Source organism: Herminiimonas glaciei (assembly GCF_042664955.1).
Lineage (GTDB): Bacteria > Pseudomonadota > Gammaproteobacteria > Burkholderiales > Burkholderiaceae_D > Oxalicibacterium > Oxalicibacterium glaciei.
In genome coordinates this window covers 2,037,886-2,057,779 of the sequence record NZ_JBHTBU010000001.1, presented here as the reverse complement: position 1 = coordinate 2,057,779, position 19,894 = coordinate 2,037,886, and the positions used below count along the sequence as shown (strand labels likewise).

Sequence of the window (19,894 nt, the reverse complement as noted above, 5' to 3'; positions counted from 1 at the left end):
ACCGTCGACGTAACTGATGAAGGTGTTATGCAAGACACAGAGTATTCGTATCCAAGTAACCAACAGATTGCAACCTCAAGTAGGCACTATGCATGTAATCAGTGCGCCATCGCGCATTAGTCAAAGATTACTGAGTAAGTGTCGCTGTTGGCAACGGATTCAAACCGATAAGTACTCAATAAATTGAGTAGCGTCTGCTTCAGCAATAGCAAGTAATGTACTTTTTATGAAACGAATTGGCAGTTCAGGATTATCCTCAGCAGCCTTTCCGAGACGCGCCCAATATTCTATCTGCTTCGAAACTGAACGATGCTCAGCAATGGCATATGGCTTGGCCAGATCAATTAGCTCATCCGATAATTTCAATGCGATTGCCATACAACTCCTTAGTGTTTATGTTTAATTGTAATTCACTAAAAAATATATTTAAATTTCCTCAAAATACCCGCGATCCATTGGCTACGTTCGGTTGTCATACAAGACCGCTTAATATGCCTGCGGAGATATATGACGCTATATCTTCTGTCCCCTCTCGAGACTTCACTACTGCTTGGCAAATCTGGTCGCGATGTGCCAAGTCGACACGCAGTCGTCCAACCGCAATTGCCAACATGAATTCCGTAATTGCCTCTTGATCGCACGGCACACCGCCATCAAGCATTTTAAGCAGAATATCTCGCATTTTTGTGCTGTAGTTATCAGTGTCAGCTGCTACATAATTCAATTCGTTTCCGCGAGCAGCCCTTAATATCGCTGCTTGAATAACCCCGTCGTTAAATTTGTGAAAATCATCTGGGCTAATTACTTTTCTATCAAATTGGGTGACACGTAAACTCTCATTTGTGTCGATATGCCTAAGGTTATTTAAAAGTGATGAGACAACTACAAAAATATCCGCTTGGGTCAACGATCTTTTGCCATCGTCAGTGTCAAGAAGAACAAAGTTCGATCTAATGGTTAAAGCTTTACCGTATTGATCTGGCCAAAAAATGTTCTCTCCAATACCCATTTCGGTGGAGGCTCTAAGTGCGTTTCGGCGATTAAGAAGTTCTGCTGGAACTTTACCGTCGCGGTCTTCAAGCCATTCAGATAGCCTAATAATATATTTGAGTTCAGTATCCCAAGAATCTTCTGTCGGATCGCTTGGCAGATGCAACTCATACATTTTGTGCAATGTATGTGTATTTAAACCTCTATCACCATACGTAAGATTGATGCAGATACCTCGGGCTTCCGCCTCTGATCGAGCCTTGAGAAAAGGGACAAAATATGAAGCAGAGCCACCTGGAATTAAGCTTCGTAAATCTCGACTAATACCCATCATTTCCACTGGGTCATCGACGCAAGTTGCAACAATCGCTGCAGAGCCATTTTGAACAGGAACGATATCCACTAATGCATTCCCGGCTGTTGGGGATGCTGAAGTTTTAACAAACTGCGCCGTATAAGAACACACGGCAGCCGCAAGATCATCGCTTAATGGATATGTTGGATAAACTATATGACTGATGTTAGCTGAAATGCTTGTCCTTAATAAACGACTCCATGATTGCTGGAATTCATTCACAGTATCTGATTCGGCTTCTGCAGGATTCAAAAGTGGTGTCAGATCAATTGTAATTTCGCTTATGCGCTCTCCAATTTTTCGGTGCACGCGAAAAACCCCCGTACCGGCAAATTTTTCCAGCAGCTTTCTCTGCGCAGTTGGAATATGGCGTTTAAGAAGCGACACATTGTTTGTAGTTGGCAATGAGGTGAGGAATAGATCGCCGCCTATTTTGACAGGAGCCGAGCCACTGCTACAAAGCTGGCATTCGGCTTCCTTCCAACTTTGTAGCAAATCAAAACCTTCAGGATTTTTCTCCACGTCTTTTCGCAGATAGCAAAGTGCATCTTGGTCTGACTGATCTGAACTAAGAAGAAACAGCGTGGTCAGACGACTGCGAGTGACTTGCTTAGAGAAGGCCTCCCTAGCTAGGTTGCCAGAAGTGCTAGCTGACAAAATAAAAAGGGAGTTTTTGACATCGACCAAGTCCTCATCAGATAGACCTTCATAGGATCGAAACGAATCTATAACGGGCATCTCTGACAAATGCTGCGTTTTTATGCCGAGATGACAAGCAGCATAAACCAACGACGCAATCGCGGATGTATCAACAAGGATTCTGCTTGCCTTCTGTGAAATAAATGGCTGAAGCCAATAGGCCAAGGTAAGTGTGTGCCTCGACCATATAAGGGCGTTTGAGGCGCGTATAAATGCGTCGCTGTGTGCTTTTGAGGTTTTGCTGAAATGACTGCCTCTAGGCGCAAGATGAAGGCATCCAGTATCTTTAAAAATGGCCTGCGCGGTCATGCTCGCTGCATAGCGAACCTCTGCAGATATTTGATTCAATGTGATTGTGCTGTGACCGATTGCTTGATAAGCATTCGATCCATTTTGCCAAATTATTCCAAAACAATCATTCTCAGACAAAGCTCGGCCAGAAGCTGAAGTCAGTCGCTGATGAAAGGGAGAATCTTTTACAAAGAGAGCTCGAATCAGATCGATATGGCAAGTACGACCAAAAATTAAAACACGTGCTGGAGCTGAGTTATTACGAAGTTGTTGCGCTATGTCTCTAGCCAAGTCCTCAACAGATTGACTATCTGAATGCAAGACGATTGAAATTTGACGATTCAGGCTTGTTACATGCTCACCATAGCAATAATGCGAGTATAAGGAAAAATGAGACATCAGACCTCCACCGGCACAAGAACTGAGACGGCAGCACCCGTGGTTTCACCGAATACGCTTGCCTTAGACGAAAGCCCTTTTCGCCAGTCATGAAGAACAGCATCGACGGGATCTTTCATATCATCTTTGAGCAAATTGAAGTCGCGGTAAACGGATATTCTGTTTGTCCTAATACGAATAAAGCCGTTGAGCTTGCGAAGTGCTCGAAGGACGTCGGTAAGGCCCAATCCTCGGTTTGGATTACGAGCGGTGCTATGCCCGGCTCGAAGACAGGAAAGCACCGCTTGGTACTCAGTCGAAATATCTTCGTCCACTGTCACAGGTCGTCTTAACCAACTTCCTACAAAACCTGGACCACTATCCATAACGGAGAATTCCAAGATCCCTTGATAATGCTTTTTAGCTTGTTCCCTCATACTCAAGCCAGTTTTTTGAAGAGATTTTACAAAGGCGATATGAGGTTCAAGAGGAACAGACGAATCCTTTTGACTCGGTACAACCAAGTCGTTTAAGTCATAAAACCTGCATGAAATCAATCTTACTGAACCAACAATGCCTTGATTCCTTGCATCAAACAGTGCATGGTCTTGAGTATTTTTAAAAAGTTCAAACAGTAAAGTTGTCAGCAATGAAGATTGAGAAATGAATTCACCACGGAGCTCTTCGGCCTGCATAACACTTTCAACCAAAGAAGGCACAAATTTTTCAAAATATTGCCCGCTCTTAAGTTTTCCTGTTGCATCAAATAGCGGAAAAGGCAGACCTTTACTGTATTCGTCATCACAGAGCAGGAAAGTTGAATCTCTTCTTGCTAAGTCTGGCCAAGAATGTAGTTGCTCAAAGTAATCAGCGCGAATCGATTTGAGTCGTGATTGCTCATTTTTTGGAAACCATTCACGAGCGCGGGCTATTAAGAGCAAACCTAAAGGAATAGTGCCAAGTATATTTAGCGCCTCTACTTCTTGTTCTTGACTTGAAAATTTAATGCTTCCGTGACTAGTAGGAATTTTACGAATGAGGCTATTCAGCGTTTGAGCTCGCGCGATATCCTCAATTGGAAATGAAGATCGAGTCAGAACAGAAGAAGCATCCAGATTGAAATTATCAGGAATTGTTATCGGTGACGCAAGTAGCTCTTCTAGTTCTTCTATCGTCTGAGGAAGCTTCATGAATTTTCCAATATTTGGCAGTTCGAAGTGAGGCGTATTTTAAACCATCCAAACGATTGCACAGGAAGTGTTAACCGAGTAGAACTAGTACGAGCAATAAGTGGTCAGTCATCTACACGTTCAATTACCCACCTAGTAAGGTTCCAAGGCGACCATTAATGTGCAGAACTGTACTCAAATGTTAGACGTCAGCTTTCTACCCAAAGTAAACATTCGATTGAAACCGAGACTTGAGATGTAAAAGGCATGCTTTTAAAATTACTCGGGACGATTCAATCGCTGCTCTAAAAGATCAATACCATTGACTACAGGTGTCGTCGAATTGAGTCAGAGTTGATAGAACTACTGCACATCAAAAAAAAGATGACACAGCATCAGATCGCGATTTTCACCGTGCAACGTACGCGAATGTTTTGTGTCGAAATGCGCGATATTCGGCATATTTAAGGAGGGATCAGATATCAATTTACCGTTGATATCCTTGATGAGATGCAGCGGATGGCTGGCAACTCCTGGTTTTTGAAGTGCGGTTTTTAGTTGTTTCACCGCTTCTGCACCTTCACGGTCAAGAAGGCCTACCATGAATCCGTATGCCCACCGAGATTGATAATCTCCGGAAATGAAACGGAGCATTCCGTCAGTTCCATAATAAGACTTCCTGCTTGCGGCAGTATTCTTAAGTTTTTTAAATTCAAAAACCAGATGCACGATGCTGGGTGAATTGGGCGCATAGAAAAGGTATTGAATGTCAGTGCGGATTCGTCGTGATAATTTTGTCGCCCCAGGCTCGATGGTGCCGTGTTGGTTCTCGTAAGAAAAATAACCGGTTAAACCACCGGCCACCGAATTATTTCTCAAATGTTCGCAAAAAAATTCTGTGATTTTTGGCTCACGATTTCCAGGAATATCCACATCGATTGCAGCTGGATTTGTTTTAAATAGCTCTCGCCACTGTTCATGCATGAACTGAACTACTTTCTTGGGATCGCGTCGGCTCGGAAACGCTTTTTCCCATGAACTTGAAAGCCAATCCTTTCGCGTCATTGGGCGCTCAATTCACGGTTGTCTTCTCCCGCTTGAATAGCATCAATAATGCGCGTCGCATCACGCAATGCTTGCCCACTCAACCAAAATCGGGAAATCAATGGTTTAGCTAAGTAAATGGAATCTCCAAAGAAGAAAAGAAAATCCGACACTAAACTAAAGGACTCACCTACTGGCATCGGAAGCACTTCTTGCTCGCGTAACCAGTCCAGTGTTTCTAATACCACTTTATTACCAATTTTAACAGTGGGCTTCGACGCTTGCTTCGCAAGCGAAATACGGCAGATCCCGATCGATCCAATCCCGTCATAAGGTTGGACCAATGTATCTAGAGCGATCTCACCTTCGCCACCGATCTGTCCCTGAATTCGCCGAAGTTCAACCTGCAGCGTCATTGCATACTGTTGGATATCGGCTTCTGTTGCGCGCTTCAATGTTGGTTTGCGCAACGTCGCTAAAGAACTTGGTTGCACACTTGGAATCAACGTGTTAACCGCTTCTATGACTAGAAGGCGCTCTGCAGAATTTAGCCCAAAATAGTCGAACACGATTTCGTCTAGAGTACGACGCAGCTCTTCATAAGTTTGCTGTTGCCCGAACGCGGTCATCTTTGCAAGCATGTCTACCTGCACTGCGGCACGATTAACTGCTTTGGCTGCCGCATCTGGATTCCGATGCTTTTCGGGCACGACAAACGGCAAGGTTGCGACCTCTGTCATCGATACACGCGTGCGTTCTGTCGCTAGAGCATACGATGTGTGCAACAACACATATTTAGCAAGACTAGAGCGTAAATAGACGGCGAAAAACTTCAACAGACCGCGATCATGCTCCGGGCCAGCAAATGCCCCAACAGAGCTTTGAAAGCTAAATGCTTGGTCCGAAAAAAAAGCTTGCGGTTCAAATTCATCGGAGGCGCCATCATTGAAGATGACGCGAGGTCCGTGGAACAATTGACCGTCATGCGCACCGAACGACGCAACTTCGAAAAATTTTGCCGGGAATGGCTGCAAAATTTGCGTGTCAAGTACAGGCAGCGAAGGCTTGCGATTCGCATCGTAAAATGGGATGGCTGCAAGCTTCCCTGGTGGGCTTGGAGTCACCGTCTTGTCAATATGATGAAAGCCCTTACCACTTATCCAGCGAGGGGCTGATTTATTTTGCCGGTCCAATAGATCTTGTACCGTGCCACTCAAACGTAGACGCGCAATCAAGGCTTGATCATGAGGGCCGCCCCAGAAGAATGACCTCAGACGTTGGTTGTCTCGCGCAATGGCACTTGTCTGCACACGTTGGCGATCGATCCCATGGATTGTGAGTCTGCCGAATGCTAAACTCACGTCGCTCTTTGGTACCCAATATTCGAATTCTTCAGCGCCAGACATCGGTTCGTTCGCGCGCGGACTTCCGACAGCAACCACGCAAGGATGGCTGGCCGCAGGGAAAAGCAACTTTCGAATATCGGAAAAGTTGATAAGGCGCGACAATTTCCAGTCTCTGAGCCATTGCGTTAAAAAAGGCTGGCTTGACCGAGATAGAAACGGCTTTGCATTCAAAATTAAACAGAAACGGCCACCATCAACCACAGTGAGGGGTGCCTTATGCGCGAACGCAATGGCGATCTGCCGGTAAGACATCGCTTTACCGTGACTCTTCGACCAAGTTTCAAAGGATAATTTCGCCGACGCGCCTTGCGGCTCAGACCAAGGTGGATTGGACAAATAAATGGTGCAACTCTTCTTGGAGGCGAAAGGATTTTTTTCAGAGAAAAAGTCGCCCTGCTCATTTCCGAAAAAGATGGTTCTGCCGAGTAGCGGTGGGAGTTTGACCTTTTCGTCTTCTTGGAGAAGCGCGATATCAACAGGTTGGAGATTTTCCAGCAAACACAGGTACAAACTAAATGCCGTAACACGGCAGGCAGTTTCGTCGATGTCACTTCCATGGATGTGTGTGAGCAGTAGCTCACAGCGCCGCTGAAAATTAATGTTCCCGCCAGATCGCCGGGACGCTACCCTCAACATGCGACGGTACGCGGTAGCTAGCAAAATTCCTGAGCCGCACGACCCATCATAGACCACCTCCTCGCAGACATCTTTAGAATCTGCAAAGACCTGATCGACTGCAAAATTAGCGAGGTGTCGCGGCGTGTAATAGGCACCAGAAAGCTTTTTGCTTTCATGGTCTAAGAATGTTTCGTAAATACCTGAGATGAGCTCGACTGGGATGTACCTAAAATCATATGCCCAAAAAGACCGCTGTCCAGTTTCCAAATCCACTCGACTGAGGAAGTTATCCAAGCTACCCAGTACATCATCTGAAAACGGTTTCCAGTCGAGTGGAACATCCTTCTCCGGCTGCAAAAAATCGCCGTTGAAATCATCCTTCAAGCTATTGAGTAATTTGGCCAGGCCAGTACGGTCGCGCTGAGCAATCAGCTCATGGAGTTGCCCCACACTGCGACGTTCACGATAGTCAGGTCCGACGATTCCGCGGTGCTCCAGAAATGAAACGAATAAGCAACGGCCCAGTACGTATTGCGCTGGCTGGCGGCCCATTCCGAATTTTTGCAATTGTTCCACTGCTAGGGACAAATTGCGAAGTAAATCACGATCGACGCGTCCCTCCTCAGAAAACCAATCAGGATGTCGCTCCTCGATTGCGCCTGACATGACGTCGATTGCTGAGTACGGACCAGTCTGCGAAGCCTCAGCTAGATTAAGGCACGTCGCGCTCTTTCCTTTTTTTGCCACAGATAATGGCTGTGCCGTTTGATCATCAACCACTATGATCAAAGAAATCAAACTTTGATTCCAGATTTTCTGCCGAATCAAGTCGATCAAATCGCCCGGCTGCTCAGTTACCGTTGGCGCCTCAACAAAGCAAACGGTAGGCAAGCCATCTACTGTGTATACAGCAGTGGCACCAATGCCGGCGCAATCTTCCAGAAGCGCTTCAATTTCTGACCCATATGCATGCTCTGCAGGTAATTGGCCGCGCGTATATACGTCCGCCGGGCTATTGGTATAGCCCAGTGTGCGCAGCCATTTATCGGTAGGGGTCGTCATTTTCAAGCGCTCGCGAAATTATGCTTTATACTAATTAAATTGCGTATCAACAATTATACATGTACTACAATTAAATAAAGTGTAATAATCAAATAAATTGTAGCAACGAATAAATTTACAATACATCTTTTGATTACCATACATGGAACTGTCTGAATCATTCGGTTATGCCCAGCGTCAGCGACTGCAATACATCGAGTCTGTTGCGTATTGGGAGGGGATGGTTGACCGTCCGCGGGTTTCGCACGCCTTTGAATTAAGCGAAAACCACATTACAAAAGATTTCACGGCTTATCGGACTGCGTTCCCCGACAACCTGGCCTATGACCCCTCTGCGCGCGCATATCGGCCAGGTAGAGATTTCGAGCCTAAAATTGCTACTGGTTCAGGTGAAGAGTATTTAGCTATGCTGCGCGCATTTCACGAATCGAAGTCAGCAACACTATTGCCACCCATCGGAAATGGTGTGACAACGGTTGGCCTACCAATACCAAGCGGCACAATTAATCCTAAAGTGCTACGAGAGATGACACGGGCGTTGAGTCAACGGATGGGCCTGCGCATTAGCTACCAGTCTTTTTCAAATCCCGAACCGAGCGAGCGTGAAGTATGGCCTCATGCACTGGTTTTTGCAGGACTTCGATGGCACGTACGCGCCTATGATGGCCTTCGCGAAGATTTTGTGGATCTCGTTTTATTACGGATATTGGATGCCAAGCCCTTGAATCGTACTAGCACCGTTCCAGTGCAGAACGATGTGAACTGGAACGCGATCGAGACAGTTGAAATACGGACTCAACCAGATTTGAGTGACACACAGAAAATGATCGTGGCTGCGGAATACGGAATGCACAAAGAGAAAAAAATTGGTTGGGTCTGCCGATGTGAAGTGCGTCGTTCACTGGTGGGATATTTATTAATCGCTCTGCGCTTGGATGATCGATCTGAGTCGCACCCACACATATGCCTAGCCGACCCCGCGTTAGCGACTCGCTTTAAATTTCTATAATCAAGCTTCTCCCAGTAAATCGCCAAGCGTCATTGGCCTATCAACGATACCCAATCGCATTGCAGGCGTTAGGCCATCCTTCCCAATAAGTACAAAGTTATAGACTACGCGAAAAGTCTCCATGAGCTGTATCGCGACCGCTGGGTTATACGCTGCATAGCCATACCAGGTTCTATTTGAGCTTGAGGAGACAAAGGGGCGTTCGAGGATCGATATCCGACGCCTTAATTGCATGAAGAATCGGTCAATCGAATGAAGGCTGGCTTTTCGATATAACGATGCCAGATGATCCAGATCGTAATCCTCAAAATCGGTGAGATAGCAAACCGCTTTTTCAGGCTCACTCATGTCTGGGAACGGATGCATTAGCCAACGATCGCGACTTTCGCCGATAAACTGCATCTGTTCAATGCTGTTTCTCATAAGCAGACGTTCTATTTCAGTTTTATTCAAGCTTGGACATTCGTTCCTTGCTTTTGTAAACGCAGTGCCGCTTTTAGCCTTTAGCAACATTTTTTTACTTGTCGTATAAGCTTTACCGATACGAACTAAGAAAGCATCGACGGAACGATCTTTTATTCGATCACTAAATGCTCCTAGACATGAGGTACGCATGCCCGTGTCTTGATCAAGAAAGAATCGAATCTTGTCGACGTTTTTTGTAAGCGCATTTAGATAATAAAAATGCGCTGCCATGGTGTATTCAGCGTGGATCTGTATACCTTGCGGTGGCAGTCGATAGTTCGCAGAAGCTATTGGTGCTTGATTCCCGCTTTCGCTATCGTTGTAACCGTCTGCAATACGTTGCGCCAGCGTTCCTTTTCGGCTTTTTTCTCGGTCGTACACTCGAAACTCTTCTAAATGCTCACGCTGAAGCCAGACACGCGCATAATGACGATTATGATGAAATTGGTCGTAGTCCCCCCGTAGGATCGCATCACGCTCTACTGTCTCGGCATCAAGTTCAGGATCGTAATCGAGGTGCATACCAAACACATATCCAGTGGAATTGTCGGCGCTGCCGATGGCTAATAGGATTGTGTTTCGACGATCGAGTTCGGTTCCCCAGTTAAAAATGTATTCCTGTCGATCAACTGCTAAATAGAGACGGGAAACACGTAAATTCTTATCAAACATCTTCTCGTAGTTGGCAGAAAATGCAACGCTCTTGGCATGAATCTGACGAATTTTCCCATATAGGGTCGCAGGCTGAATTTCTGCAGTCTCGCAAATTCGCCGCATGGGCATTTTGTTCATTAGCAGCTTGAACACTACAAGTGAAATATCTGGGCGCTTGGACTTTCGTATGTTCTTGGCATTCAGTGTGAAGGTTATCCTGCATGCTCGACACTGAATTCGATCGGATCCTGCTAGTGTCTTTCCATGCGCCCGGTAGCAACTTGGGTGTAGGACTATACTGCGGCCTTGATTTTCGCAGTCCTGAGTCGGGCAACTGCTTTCAGTCGGCGCTCGGTTAACTTTCATGAGGCGAGTGAACTCCTCCGCAATAGCGCGGTTGCTCTTGAATCGCACTTTACCTTTACATAATCTGCAGCCGTAGACCTGTCGAGAAACGCCGCCGCCTGTCAACACATATGAATCCCGCGCCTCAGACCCTTGCCCCGCAGGCAAGCGTCCTCTTAACGAATGATTTGACGGTGGAACACCAAAATTCAGGCAGCGCGGGGTTTTGCAAAAATTGGATTGGATACCGTCGACTGGTAACGGAATGCGTGGATGTTTAGTTTTAGCAGACAAAAAAATCCCCTCGTAGGATTAACGGGGGGATTTTAGCTTGCAAATTTAAAATTTACACTTTAATAGAACGGCTAGTCATGACAAAGGCGGGCTTTTTGTTTGCTATTTGATCCTATGGAATAGCTCAGTCAAAGTAGTTCAGTCCCATCGAAGCATTGACTTCAGACAGTGTTTTGGCTGCGACTGCACGTGCCCGTTCGGTGCCGCGTTTGAGCATGGCGAGTACTTCGCCTTTATCCTGCGCATACGCTTCACGGCGGGTGCGTATCGGTTCTATCATGGCTTGCAACTGGGCTTCCAGGCGGCGCTTTACCACGCTGTCACCCAGGCCACCACGGCGATAATGTGCCTTCAGTTCTTCCACTGCCGCCTTGTCGTCATCAAAGGCATCGAGGAATGAAAACACGACATTGCCATCGACCTGGCCCGGATCTTCCACCTTCAGGTGATTCGGGTCGGTGTACATCGCATTGACGGCTTTTTTGATTTCCGCAGCGCTTGCACCCAGTGCGATGGAGTTGCCGAGTGATTTGCTCATCTTGGCCTTGCCATCGATGCCAGGCAGGCGGCTGGTCGCCGACAGCAGTTCCTTGCATTCGACCAGGATATCTTTGCCGACCACGCTGTTGAACTTGCGCACCAGTTCATTGGTTTGTTCGATCATAGGTAACTGGTCGTTACCGACTGGTACCAGGGTCGCTTTGAACGCGGTGATGTCAGCGGCCTGGCTGACTGGATACGTCAGGAAACCGGCAGGGATATCGCGTTCAAAATTGCGCAGGCGTATTTCTTCCTTGATGGTCGGATTGCGCTCCAGGCGCGACACCGTCACCAGATTCAATAGCACCATGGACAGTTCATACAGTTCAGGGATCTGGGACTGGATGAAGATGGTGGACTTTTCCGGGTCTATGCCGACGGCCAGGTAATCGAGTGCAACTTCGAGTACGTTCTCGGTCACGCGTTGATGGCGGCCGACGTTGTCCGTCATGGCTTGCGTATCGGCCAGCAGGATGAATTGCTTGTGTGTGTCCTGCAGTTCCAGGCGCGACTTCAATGAGCCTATGTAATGTCCGAGGTGTAAAGGACCGGTAGGGCGGTCGCCGGTCAGGACGATCGCAGGGGAAGTGGCTGCTGCCGATGGGGCGTTCGAAGACATGTTTACTCCGTGATATGCGACTATGCGTCCGGCAAAAAAGCACAAAGACCGGTTGGTTTATCCGGTCTTTGTCGCTTGCGTCAGACGAAATTTTTTAGACGAAGTGGCAAACGTAGTCCAGGGTATCGATGGTTTCGATATCGAAGCTGGAGTTGGCCGGTACGTTGAATTGCTGACCACCTTCATAGGTTTCCCAGTCAGTTGCGCCAGCCAGGCGGATGCGGCATTTGCCAGCATTCAATTCCATGATTTCTGCTGCGCCGGTGTTGAACTTCAGCGTCGACGGGAAGATTACGCCGATGGTTTTTTTGGTGCCGTCAGCGAACAGGACGCTGTGCGATACGCATTTACCATCGAAGTAGATATTGGCTTTCTTGATGACGCTGACTTGGTCGAATTGTGTGCTCATGGATAGACTCTGATATGTAAATAAATTAAAAATTATTTCTTGTCGCTGTCTTTGCCTATGCGTGGCAAGGCAACCGAAGTGTTACCGGTCAGCAGGCCGACATCGTTATAGATGCCGAGCTTTTGGCGGGTGTCGGTGATGTCGAGGTTACGCATGGTCAATTGGCCGATACGGTCAGCCGGCGAGAATGGTGCATCTTCGACTTTTTCCATCGACAGGCGTTCCGGCGCATAGGTCAGGTTGGCCGAGACGGTATTGAGGATGGAGTAATCATTGCCGCGACGCAGTTCGATCGTGACTTCACCAGTGATCGCACGTGCGACCCAACGCTGTGCCGCTTCACGCAACATGATGGCTTGCGGATCGAACCAGCGGCCCTGGTACAGCAGGCGACCGAGGCGACGGCCGCTTTCGCGGTATTGCTCGATGGTGTCTTCGTTGTGGATGCCGGTGACCAGGCGTTCGTAAGCGATGAACAGCAATGCCAGGCCCGGAGCTTCGTAGATGCCGCGGCTCTTTGCTTCGATGATACGGTTTTCAATCTGGTCGCTCATGCCGAGGCCGTGACGGCCGCCGATACGATTCGCTTCCAGCATCAGTTCCACCAGGTCGGAATAGACCACACCATTCAAGGCGACCGGACGGCCTTCTTCAAAACGGACGGTGACTTCTTCGCGTTTGACTTCGACGTCATCGCGCCAGAAGGCCACACCCATGATCGGCTGCACGATTTTCATGCCGCTGCTCAATTCTTCCAAGTCTTTCGCTTCATGCGTCGCACCGAGGATGTTGGAATCGGTCGAGTATGCTTTTTCCACTGACATTTTGTAGTCGAAGCCGGACTTGATCAGGAATTCGGACATTTCCTTGCGGCCGCCCAATTCCTGGATGAAGGTGTCATCCAGCCATGGTTTGTAGATGCGCAGCGCCGGATTCATCAGCAAGCCGTAGCGATAGAAACGCTCGATGTCGTTGCCCTTGAAGGTGCTGCCGTCGCCCCAGATATCGACGTTATCTTCTTTCATCGCAGCGACCAGCATGGTGCCGGTAACAGCACGACCCAGCGGCGTGGTGTTGAAGTAGGTGACGCCAGCGGTCGAGATGTGGAATGCGCCGCTTTGCAGCGCTGCAATACCTTCCGCTACCAGTTGTTCACGGCAGTCAATCAGGCGTGCCAGTTCGGCACCGTAAGCCTTGGCTTTTTCCGGGATCGCGTTGTAATCGGTTTCGTCAGGCTGGCCGAGGTTCGCAGTGTAAGCATATGGAATCGCGCCTTTTTGACGCATCCAGTGCAAGGCTGCGCTGGTGTCCAGGCCGCCGGAAAAGGCGATGCCTACTTTTTGATTGACGGGAACGGATTGGAGGATATTCGACATGGTGTTTGCTTCGCGTACTTGGAATGTGTTGATGGGTCAGTCGTGACTGAGCGGATAAATGATGTCCTGGCTTATTCGAGCCGGCCGAGGACCAGGTATTCGAGCAGCGCTTTTTGCACGTGCAAACGGTTTTCTGCTTCATCCCAGACTACCGATTGTGGACCGTCTATGACTTCGGCGGCCACTTCTTCGCCGCGATGGGCCGGCAGGCAGTGCATGAACAGGGCATCAGGCTGCGCCCGTTTCATTTTGGCGGCATCGACGATCCAGCCGTCGAAGGCTTTCAGGCGCGCTGCGTTTTCTTCTTCGAAGCCCATGCTGGTCCAGACATCGGTGGTGACCAGGTGTGCGCCGGCACAGGCGTCGGATGGTGAAGCATGCAGTGTGTAATGCGTATTGTCCTGCGCTACCAGCGTCGGATCGATTTCATATCCTTTCGGCGTTGAGACATTGACGTGGAAGTCAAATACTTGCGCCGCTTGCAGCCACGAATACAGCATATTGTTGGCATCGCCGATCCAGGCCACTGTTTTGCCTTTGATCGAACCGCGTTGTTCGATGTAGGTAAATACATCGGCCAGCACCTGGCAGGGATGGTGTTCATTGGTCAGGCCGTTGATCACCGGCACGCGCGAATTGGCGGCGAAACGCTCGATGATTTCCTGGCCGAAGGTGCGGATCATGATGATGTCGCACATGCGGGACATGACTTGTGCCGCATCTTCTACCGGTTCGCCGCGACCAAGCTGGCTGTCGCGGGTATTGAGGTAAATCGCCGCACCGCCGAGCTGGTGCATGCCGGCTTCAAAGGACAGGCGGGTACGGGTGGAATTCTTTTCGAACACCATCACCAGCGTACGGTCGCTGAGCGGATGGTAGGGTTCGTAGTTCTTGAATTTGCGCTTGATGACACGGGTACGTTCGATGACGTGCTCGAATTCATCCAGCGTTAAATCGGAAAACTGCAGAAAGTGTTTGATTGCCATAATTGAAAACGGCGGCTAGGTTGGCGCCTGCCGCCGATTGTTGTAACTGCTTCAATTATAAGGGATTTCCATCTAAAAGCCAGCGTTAAGGCCGGTGCCTGAGCCGACTTTAGTAAAGCTTTTGTGATGATTCATGCAATAACTGCAGGTAGAGCGCATGTCGCATGGGGGCAATGGACCCTGCCGCGACCGCAGTACGGATCGCACATTCAGGTTCATTCGAATGATGGCAGTTATAAAACTTGCAGTGTCCCAGGTACGAGGCAAATTCCGGGAAAGCCCGTTCCAGCATGCCTTCGGTCAGATGATAAAGGCCGAATTCCTGGAAGCCGGGCGAATCGATAATCGATGTTTCTTCATCGATTACATACAAGCGCGTAAAGGTGGTGGTGTGCTTGCCGGTATCGAGTGCGGCAGAGATTTCACGCACTGCAATGTCGGCATCCGGCACGATCAGGTTGATGATCGACGATTTACCCATGCCGGACTGGCCGATCAGGATAGTCGAATGTCCTTTTAATAAGGGCAGCAGGGCGGTGCAGGTCGCTTCCGGCTGGGTGGTAGCCGATACTTCATGCACCGGATAGCCTAGGCCCGCATAGAAGGCGACGCGCTGCCGGGTTTTTTCCAGCGCAGCGACCACGTCTATCTTGTTGAGGATGATGTGGACCTTGACGCCGGCAGCTTCCGCCGCCACCAGTGAACGCGAGACCAGGTCATCGGAGAAGCCCGGCTCGGTCGCGACCACGATGAAGAGTTGCGTGACATTCGCCGCCAGCAGCTTGGATTTGTACTGGTCGGAGCGATACAGCAGGGTTTGCCGTTCGGTGATTTCTTCAATCACGCCCTGGTTGGCAGACGTCAATTTCAGTTTGACGAGGTCGCCTACCGCGACGTCACTTTTCTTGCCGCGCGTGACGCATTGCAGTTTGGCGCTTTCGGTCTGGACCAGGTAATGACGGCCATGGGCGGCAATGACGGTGCCTGTAATGAGTTCCATCAATTCACATTCCGTGGCACGGATTGCGCATAAATGGCATCCAGTTTGGCGGCACAGATGAAATCATTCTGCGACAGGCCGCCTTTGCCGTCATTGACCGAATGCGTGTCGTATTTCACCACGCATTGTTTATAGGTGATGACAAGCTCCGGATGGTGGTCTTCGGTATGGATTGTGTACGCGATGGCATTGACGAAGGCCAGTGTCAGGTAGTAATTCTGGAAGGAATACTCACGGACGATTTTGCCATCCTGCAGCTGCCATTCGGGCAGTGCCTGCAAGCGCGCAGCCACCTCGTCTGCAGACAATGCCAGTGTTTGTGGCTGGCATGTTTGCAGGCGTAATTCGGCGGCGCTGGTCATGAGTTCCGGCTTCAACCGGCCGCCAGCAGTTTATTGATACGCACGGTGGCAGGCGGATGCGAGTCGTAGAAGGCCGAATGCAAGGGATCCGGCGTCAGTGTCGACGCATTGTCTTCGTACAGTTTGACCAGGGCCGAGACCAGGTCTTGCGAATTGGTGTGTTGCGCTGCAAAGGCATCGGCTTCGAATTCATGTTTGCGCGAGCTAAGCGAAGTCAGCGGCGAGAACAGGAAGGCGAAGACCGGCAAGACCAGGGCAAACAGGATCAATGCCATCGCGTCGTTGCTGGCACCCATCATTGGTTCGACGCCGAGGCCGGTGTAGAACCAGGTCTGGTTTTTCAGATAGCCGAGCACGGCGAGGAAAGCGAGCGAAGCGGCAAACATGACGACGATGCGCTTGACGATGTGCTTGAGTTTGAAGTGGCCCAGCTCATGTGCCAGCACTGCTTCAATTTCATTCGGTGCCAGGCGTTCCAGCAGGGTGTCGAAGAAGACGATGCGTTTCGCCGCGCCAAAGCCGGAGAAGTAGGCATTGCCGTGCGCGCTGCGTTTGGAGCCGTCCATCACGAACAGGCCACTGGCCTTGAAGCCGATGCGCTGCATCAGGTTTTCGATGCGGGTGCGCAGGTTCTCATCTTCCAGCGGTTTGAATTTATTGAACATCGGCGCGATGAAGAGCGGCACCAGGACCAGCATCAGCATCTGGAACGAGCACCAGAGTATCCATGCATACAGCCACCACAGGTCGCCGGATTTTTCCATCAGAATGATGGTGATCCAGACCAGGCCGAGGCCGAGCGAAAGCGAGATGACGGTGCTTTTCATCAAGTCGGTGAAGAACAGGCGCGGCGACATGCGGTTAAAGCCGAAGCGCGCTTCCAGCACGAATTGACGGAAGTAATCAAACGGCAGTTCGATCAGGCCGGAGATCAGTGCGAACGACAGCACCAGTGCCAATTGATAGCGGTAGCCCGGGCCGAAGATAAACAGCGAGCCTTCCGCCAGCCATTGCAAGCCACCCATCAGCGTGAAGCCGATCAGGGTGGCGGCATTCAGGATGACGACGAAAAGTGCGAATTTGGTTTTGGCGACCGAGTAGTCAGCGGCCTTCTGATGCGCTTCCAGCGGGATTTTGCCGACGAATTGCGGCGGGACCGCAGCGCGATTGGCCATGATGTGGCGGATATGGCGCGACGCCAGCCAAAAGCGTACCAGCAGGCTGATAATCAGAAAAGTGACAAACAAAACGGTAAACGCGAGCGATGACATTCTTTTCCTGTGAGAAAATGGCGGATTGAGCAGGCTAAAGGAAAACAATTATGTCACAAGCTACTGAATTAGAGTCGTCATCCGCAGCCCCATTACGCCCGAACGAGTTCAACCTGGTCTGGGTCGATATGGAAATGACCGGACTCGATCCAGACAAGGACCGCATTATCGAGGTTGCCGTAGTGGTGACCGATGCGAATTTAAACATACTAGGCGAAGGCCCGGTATTTGCAATCCATCAATCGGATGAAGTGCTGGATGGCATGGATGCGTGGAATAAAGGAACGCATGGTCGTTCCGGCCTGATTGATCGTATCAAGGCGTCAACTGTGACTGAAGCCGAGGCGGAAACCGCGCTGATTGAATTCCTGAAGAAATACGTGCCTAGCGGCAAATCGCCGATGTGCGGCAATACGATTTGCCAGGACCGACGCTTTATGGCGCGTGGCATGCCGAAACTGGAAGCCTTCTTCCATTATCGCAATCTCGATGTGTCGACACTGAAAGAACTGTGCCGCCGCTGGAAACCTGAATTGGTGAACGGTTTCAAGAAGCATCAAAAGCACACGGCGCTGGCCGATATCCTCGAATCGATCGAAGAATTGCGTTACTACCGCGAACATTTCATCAAGGAATAAGGACCGTGGGCGGCGCTATGCCGCCCGCCCTGACGCAAAAAAGCCGGCTACTGCCGGCTTTTTATTGGACTTCTATATTTTATTCTGCCCCGCCTTCGGTAGCAGCACCGCAGCATTTCTTGTATTTCTTGCCGCTGCCGCATGAGCATTCGTCATTGCGGCCGATTTTCGGTTCTTCGCGCTGTACGGTTTTGACTGCTGATTTGCGATGCGGCAGCCAGAACTTGTGGATTTCCGGGATCGCCGATTCGATTTCTATCGTCAGCTTGTGGCATTTGACCGGATTATCGACCAGGACGATTTCTTCTTCTTCGATTTCTTCCGCACCCAGCAGATAGATAGGGCGCATCAGCGGTGCGATATTCGAGCTATTGATAGGCTCCCATGCTTCGGCGCGCAAACTCATGCCGAGGTTGAAGCCCCAGGCCCAGGCTTCACCGTCCAGTACCGGCTTGCCTTCCCATTCGTGTTCACAGAACAGCGGTTCGTATTCTTTCGGTGCGACTTCCAGCGTGATGGCGATTTCATTCATGAAGCGTGCGATCAGGCCGACGATGCGTTCGTATTCCTTGTCGTTCTTGAATTTCGGGATCGCTTCCGCGTTTTCACCCCAGACATGCGGCAGCCATTCAGCCAGCGGCACTTCTTCCGGGCCGACCACCAGGGCGGTCAGGTAGCCATGCAGCGAATCCATCGCCATGCAGTCGTCTGCAGTGCGGTCGGAAAGCAGGAATTTGTCGAGTTCGTCGAATTCCTTGTCGGAGAGGGGCTGGTCGAGATGCATGGCGGGATTTTCTTCAATGATGATCAGGGCGACAGTGTAACAGTACGCCTTTGCCGAAGCGATGCTTGGGCAGCAATGAAATCTATTCAATCAGGCGGCGGCAAGCAGGCATCGCACCGTACAATGCTCAAATGAATGATTCCACTCCCTTGTCTTTTTCTACACTTACGCCGGACTGCGTACTGGACGCGCTGGAAAGCGTCGGCCTGTATAGCGATGGCCGCTTATTGGCCCTGAATAGTTATGAAAACCGCGTGTACCAGGTTGGTATGGAAGACGGGCCGCCTTTGGTTGCCAAGTTCTATCGGCCGGCACGCTGGACCGATGCTTCCATCCTGGAAGAACATGCTTTCGTACATGAGTTGGTGGAAAGCGAAATCCCGGTAGTACCGGCGACTACCCTCGCAAACGGCAAGACCTTGCATGAATTTGCCGGTTTCCGCTTCGCGGTGTTTGCACGGCATGGCGGACGCGCGCCGGAGCTGGATGATCCGGCGACGCTGGAGTGGCTGGGGCGTTTCATCGGCCGCATCCACGCCGTCGGCGCGCTGAAAAGCTTTGAACACCGGCCGGCATTGAATATCCAGACCTTCGGCGAAGAGCCGCGCGATTATTTGCTCGCGCATAATTTCATCCCGCCGGATTTGCTGGACGCCTATCGCAGTGTAGTGACGCAGGCGCTGGACGGTGTGCGTCGCTGCTTTGATCGGGCCGGGGATGTGCGCAGCTTGCGCCTGCACGGCGACTGCCATTGCGGCAATGTGCTGTGGACCGATGCCGGGCCGCACTTTGTCGACTTTGACGATAGCCGTAGCGGACCGGCGATCCAGGATTTATGGATGCTGCTGTCTGGCGAGCGGCGCGATATGGTGCGGCAATTTACTGATTTGCTGGTCGGCTATGAGGATTTTGCCGAATTCGATACGCGTGAATTGCACCTGATCGAAGCCTTGCGTACCTTGCGCCTGATCCATTATGCGGCGTGGCTGGCGCGGCGCTGGGACGATCCGGCTTTTCCGGTGGCTTTCCCCTGGTTCAATACGCAACGCTACTGGCAAGACCGGATACTGGAATTGCGTGAGCAGGTGGCGTTGATGGATGAAGCACCCTTGTGGACGAATTGAATATCT

General features: G+C 50.1%; 17 protein-coding genes. 3 read left to right on the top strand and 14 right to left on the bottom strand.

Features of this window, described 5'->3' with window-relative positions; all coding sequences use genetic code 11:
• Positions 1-159: 159 nt before the first annotated feature.
• From ACFQPC_RS09260 to ACFQPC_RS09240, 5 genes are all read right to left on the bottom strand, one after another.
• Entirely contained in the window at positions 160-378 is a 219-nt protein-coding gene (locus ACFQPC_RS09260) for a TA system antitoxin ParD family protein (RefSeq protein WP_382271579.1), read from the bottom strand.
• A 94-nt stretch (positions 379-472) separates the two neighbouring features.
• Positions 473-2,734 carry a hypothetical protein gene (locus ACFQPC_RS09255; protein WP_382271578.1) on the bottom strand — a complete coding sequence of 754 codons (2,262 nt, stop codon included), beginning with the start codon at positions 2,732-2,734 and terminating at the stop codon, positions 473-475.
• Complete coding sequence (locus ACFQPC_RS09250) at positions 2,734-3,903, bottom strand: hypothetical protein (RefSeq protein ID WP_382271577.1); 1,170 nt, start codon at positions 3,901-3,903, stop codon at positions 2,734-2,736. The genes ACFQPC_RS09255 and ACFQPC_RS09250 overlap by 1 nt, the downstream gene beginning before the upstream one ends.
• Before the next feature lie 342 nt (positions 3,904-4,245).
• Positions 4,246-4,947: a hypothetical protein gene (locus tag ACFQPC_RS09245; RefSeq protein WP_382271576.1), complete on the bottom strand. Its 702-nt coding sequence runs from the start codon at positions 4,945-4,947 to the stop codon at positions 4,246-4,248.
• Positions 4,944-8,012 (bottom strand): N-6 DNA methylase, encoded by a 3,069-nt coding sequence (locus ACFQPC_RS09240; protein ID WP_382271575.1) that lies wholly within the window; start codon positions 8,010-8,012, stop codon positions 4,944-4,946. Before ACFQPC_RS09240 ends, ACFQPC_RS09245 begins: the two co-directional genes overlap by 4 nt.
• A gap of 142 nt (positions 8,013-8,154) precedes the next feature.
• Between ACFQPC_RS09240 and ACFQPC_RS09235 the strand changes: the two genes are divergently transcribed.
• Positions 8,155-9,021, top strand: coding sequence for a helix-turn-helix transcriptional regulator (locus ACFQPC_RS09235; protein WP_382271574.1), 867 nt, complete (start codon positions 8,155-8,157; stop codon positions 9,019-9,021).
• Here ACFQPC_RS09235 and ACFQPC_RS09230 read toward each other — a convergent pair whose 3' ends face one another.
• From ACFQPC_RS09230 to ACFQPC_RS09195, 8 genes are all read right to left on the bottom strand, one after another.
• On the bottom strand, positions 9,022-10,278 hold the full coding sequence (locus tag ACFQPC_RS09230; RefSeq protein WP_382271573.1) for a hypothetical protein: 1,257 nt from the start codon (positions 10,276-10,278) through the stop codon (positions 9,022-9,024).
• Between the two features lie 625 nt (positions 10,279-10,903).
• On the bottom strand, positions 10,904-11,938 hold the full coding sequence (gene trpS / locus ACFQPC_RS09225; protein ID WP_382271572.1) for a tryptophan--tRNA ligase: 1,035 nt from the start codon (positions 11,936-11,938) through the stop codon (positions 10,904-10,906).
• A gap of 94 nt (positions 11,939-12,032) precedes the next feature.
• A complete protein-coding gene (gene ppnP / locus ACFQPC_RS09220) occupies positions 12,033-12,347 on the bottom strand; it encodes a pyrimidine/purine nucleoside phosphorylase (RefSeq protein WP_012078710.1) in 315 nt (104 codons plus the stop codon).
• A gap of 32 nt (positions 12,348-12,379) precedes the next feature.
• Positions 12,380-13,723, bottom strand: coding sequence for an argininosuccinate synthase (gene argG, locus ACFQPC_RS09215; protein WP_012078711.1), 1,344 nt, complete (start codon positions 13,721-13,723; stop codon positions 12,380-12,382).
• A 71-nt stretch (positions 13,724-13,794) separates the two neighbouring features.
• Complete coding sequence (gene argF, locus ACFQPC_RS09210) at positions 13,795-14,709, bottom strand: ornithine carbamoyltransferase (protein WP_382271571.1); 915 nt, start codon at positions 14,707-14,709, stop codon at positions 13,795-13,797.
• Between the two features lie 109 nt (positions 14,710-14,818).
• Complete coding sequence (gene rsgA, locus ACFQPC_RS09205) at positions 14,819-15,709, bottom strand: ribosome small subunit-dependent GTPase A (protein WP_382271570.1); 891 nt, start codon at positions 15,707-15,709, stop codon at positions 14,819-14,821.
• Positions 15,709-16,071 (bottom strand): 4a-hydroxytetrahydrobiopterin dehydratase, encoded by a 363-nt coding sequence (locus ACFQPC_RS09200; protein ID WP_382271569.1) that lies wholly within the window; start codon positions 16,069-16,071, stop codon positions 15,709-15,711. The genes rsgA and ACFQPC_RS09200 overlap by 1 nt, the downstream gene beginning before the upstream one ends.
• Positions 16,072-16,082: 11 nt before the next feature.
• Positions 16,083-17,342 (bottom strand): M48 family metallopeptidase, encoded by a 1,260-nt coding sequence (locus ACFQPC_RS09195; RefSeq protein WP_382271568.1) that lies wholly within the window; start codon positions 17,340-17,342, stop codon positions 16,083-16,085.
• Between the two features lie 50 nt (positions 17,343-17,392).
• Here ACFQPC_RS09195 and orn point away from each other — a divergent pair, with 50 nt between their 5' ends.
• Positions 17,393-17,980 carry an oligoribonuclease gene (gene orn / locus ACFQPC_RS09190; RefSeq protein ID WP_382271567.1) on the top strand — a complete coding sequence of 196 codons (588 nt, stop codon included), beginning with the start codon at positions 17,393-17,395 and terminating at the stop codon, positions 17,978-17,980.
• 79 nt (positions 17,981-18,059) lie between these two features.
• On the opposite strand, the gene ACFQPC_RS09185 is transcribed toward orn, so the two are convergent.
• Positions 18,060-18,764, bottom strand: coding sequence for a UPF0149 family protein (locus ACFQPC_RS09185; RefSeq protein ID WP_382271566.1), 705 nt, complete (start codon positions 18,762-18,764; stop codon positions 18,060-18,062).
• Positions 18,765-18,895: 131 nt separating this feature from the next.
• Here ACFQPC_RS09185 and ACFQPC_RS09180 point away from each other — a divergent pair, with 131 nt between their 5' ends.
• The gene (locus ACFQPC_RS09180; protein ID WP_382271565.1) at positions 18,896-19,888 is read left to right on the top strand and encodes a serine/threonine protein kinase; all 993 of its coding nucleotides are present in this window, start codon (positions 18,896-18,898) and stop codon (positions 19,886-19,888) included.
• The last annotated feature ends 6 nt before the right edge of the window (positions 19,889-19,894 follow it).

Coding starts and splice junctions, on each gene's coding strand:
- ACFQPC_RS09235 (WP_382271574.1), top strand. CDS start 8,155: ATGGAACTGTCTGAATCATTCGGTTATGCCCAGCGTCAGCGACTGCAA.
- ACFQPC_RS09240 (WP_382271575.1), bottom strand. CDS start 8,012: ATGACGACCCCTACCGATAAATGGCTGCGCACACTGGGCTATACCAAT.
- orn (WP_382271567.1), top strand. CDS start 17,393: ATGTCACAAGCTACTGAATTAGAGTCGTCATCCGCAGCCCCATTACGC.
- ACFQPC_RS09255 (WP_382271578.1), bottom strand. CDS start 2,734: ATGTCTCATTTTTCCTTATACTCGCATTATTGCTATGGTGAGCATGTA.
- rsgA (WP_382271570.1), bottom strand. CDS start 15,709: ATGGAACTCATTACAGGCACCGTCATTGCCGCCCATGGCCGTCATTAC.
- ACFQPC_RS09180 (WP_382271565.1), top strand. CDS start 18,896: ATGAATGATTCCACTCCCTTGTCTTTTTCTACACTTACGCCGGACTGC.
- ACFQPC_RS09230 (WP_382271573.1), bottom strand. CDS start 10,278: ATGAACAAAATGCCCATGCGGCGAATTTGCGAGACTGCAGAAATTCAG.
- argF (WP_382271571.1), bottom strand. CDS start 14,709: ATGGCAATCAAACACTTTCTGCAGTTTTCCGATTTAACGCTGGATGAA.
- ppnP (WP_012078710.1), bottom strand. CDS start 12,347: ATGAGCACACAATTCGACCAAGTCAGCGTCATCAAGAAAGCCAATATC.
- ACFQPC_RS09260 (WP_382271579.1), bottom strand. CDS start 378: ATGGCAATCGCATTGAAATTATCGGATGAGCTAATTGATCTGGCCAAG.
- ACFQPC_RS09200 (WP_382271569.1), bottom strand. CDS start 16,071: ATGACCAGCGCCGCCGAATTACGCCTGCAAACATGCCAGCCACAAACA.
- ACFQPC_RS09185 (WP_382271566.1), bottom strand. CDS start 18,764: ATGCATCTCGACCAGCCCCTCTCCGACAAGGAATTCGACGAACTCGAC.
- argG (WP_012078711.1), bottom strand. CDS start 13,723: ATGTCGAATATCCTCCAATCCGTTCCCGTCAATCAAAAAGTAGGCATC.
- ACFQPC_RS09245 (WP_382271576.1), bottom strand. CDS start 4,947: ATGACGCGAAAGGATTGGCTTTCAAGTTCATGGGAAAAAGCGTTTCCG.
- trpS (WP_382271572.1), bottom strand. CDS start 11,938: ATGTCTTCGAACGCCCCATCGGCAGCAGCCACTTCCCCTGCGATCGTC.
- ACFQPC_RS09250 (WP_382271577.1), bottom strand. CDS start 3,903: ATGAAGCTTCCTCAGACGATAGAAGAACTAGAAGAGCTACTTGCGTCA.
- ACFQPC_RS09195 (WP_382271568.1), bottom strand. CDS start 17,342: ATGTCATCGCTCGCGTTTACCGTTTTGTTTGTCACTTTTCTGATTATC.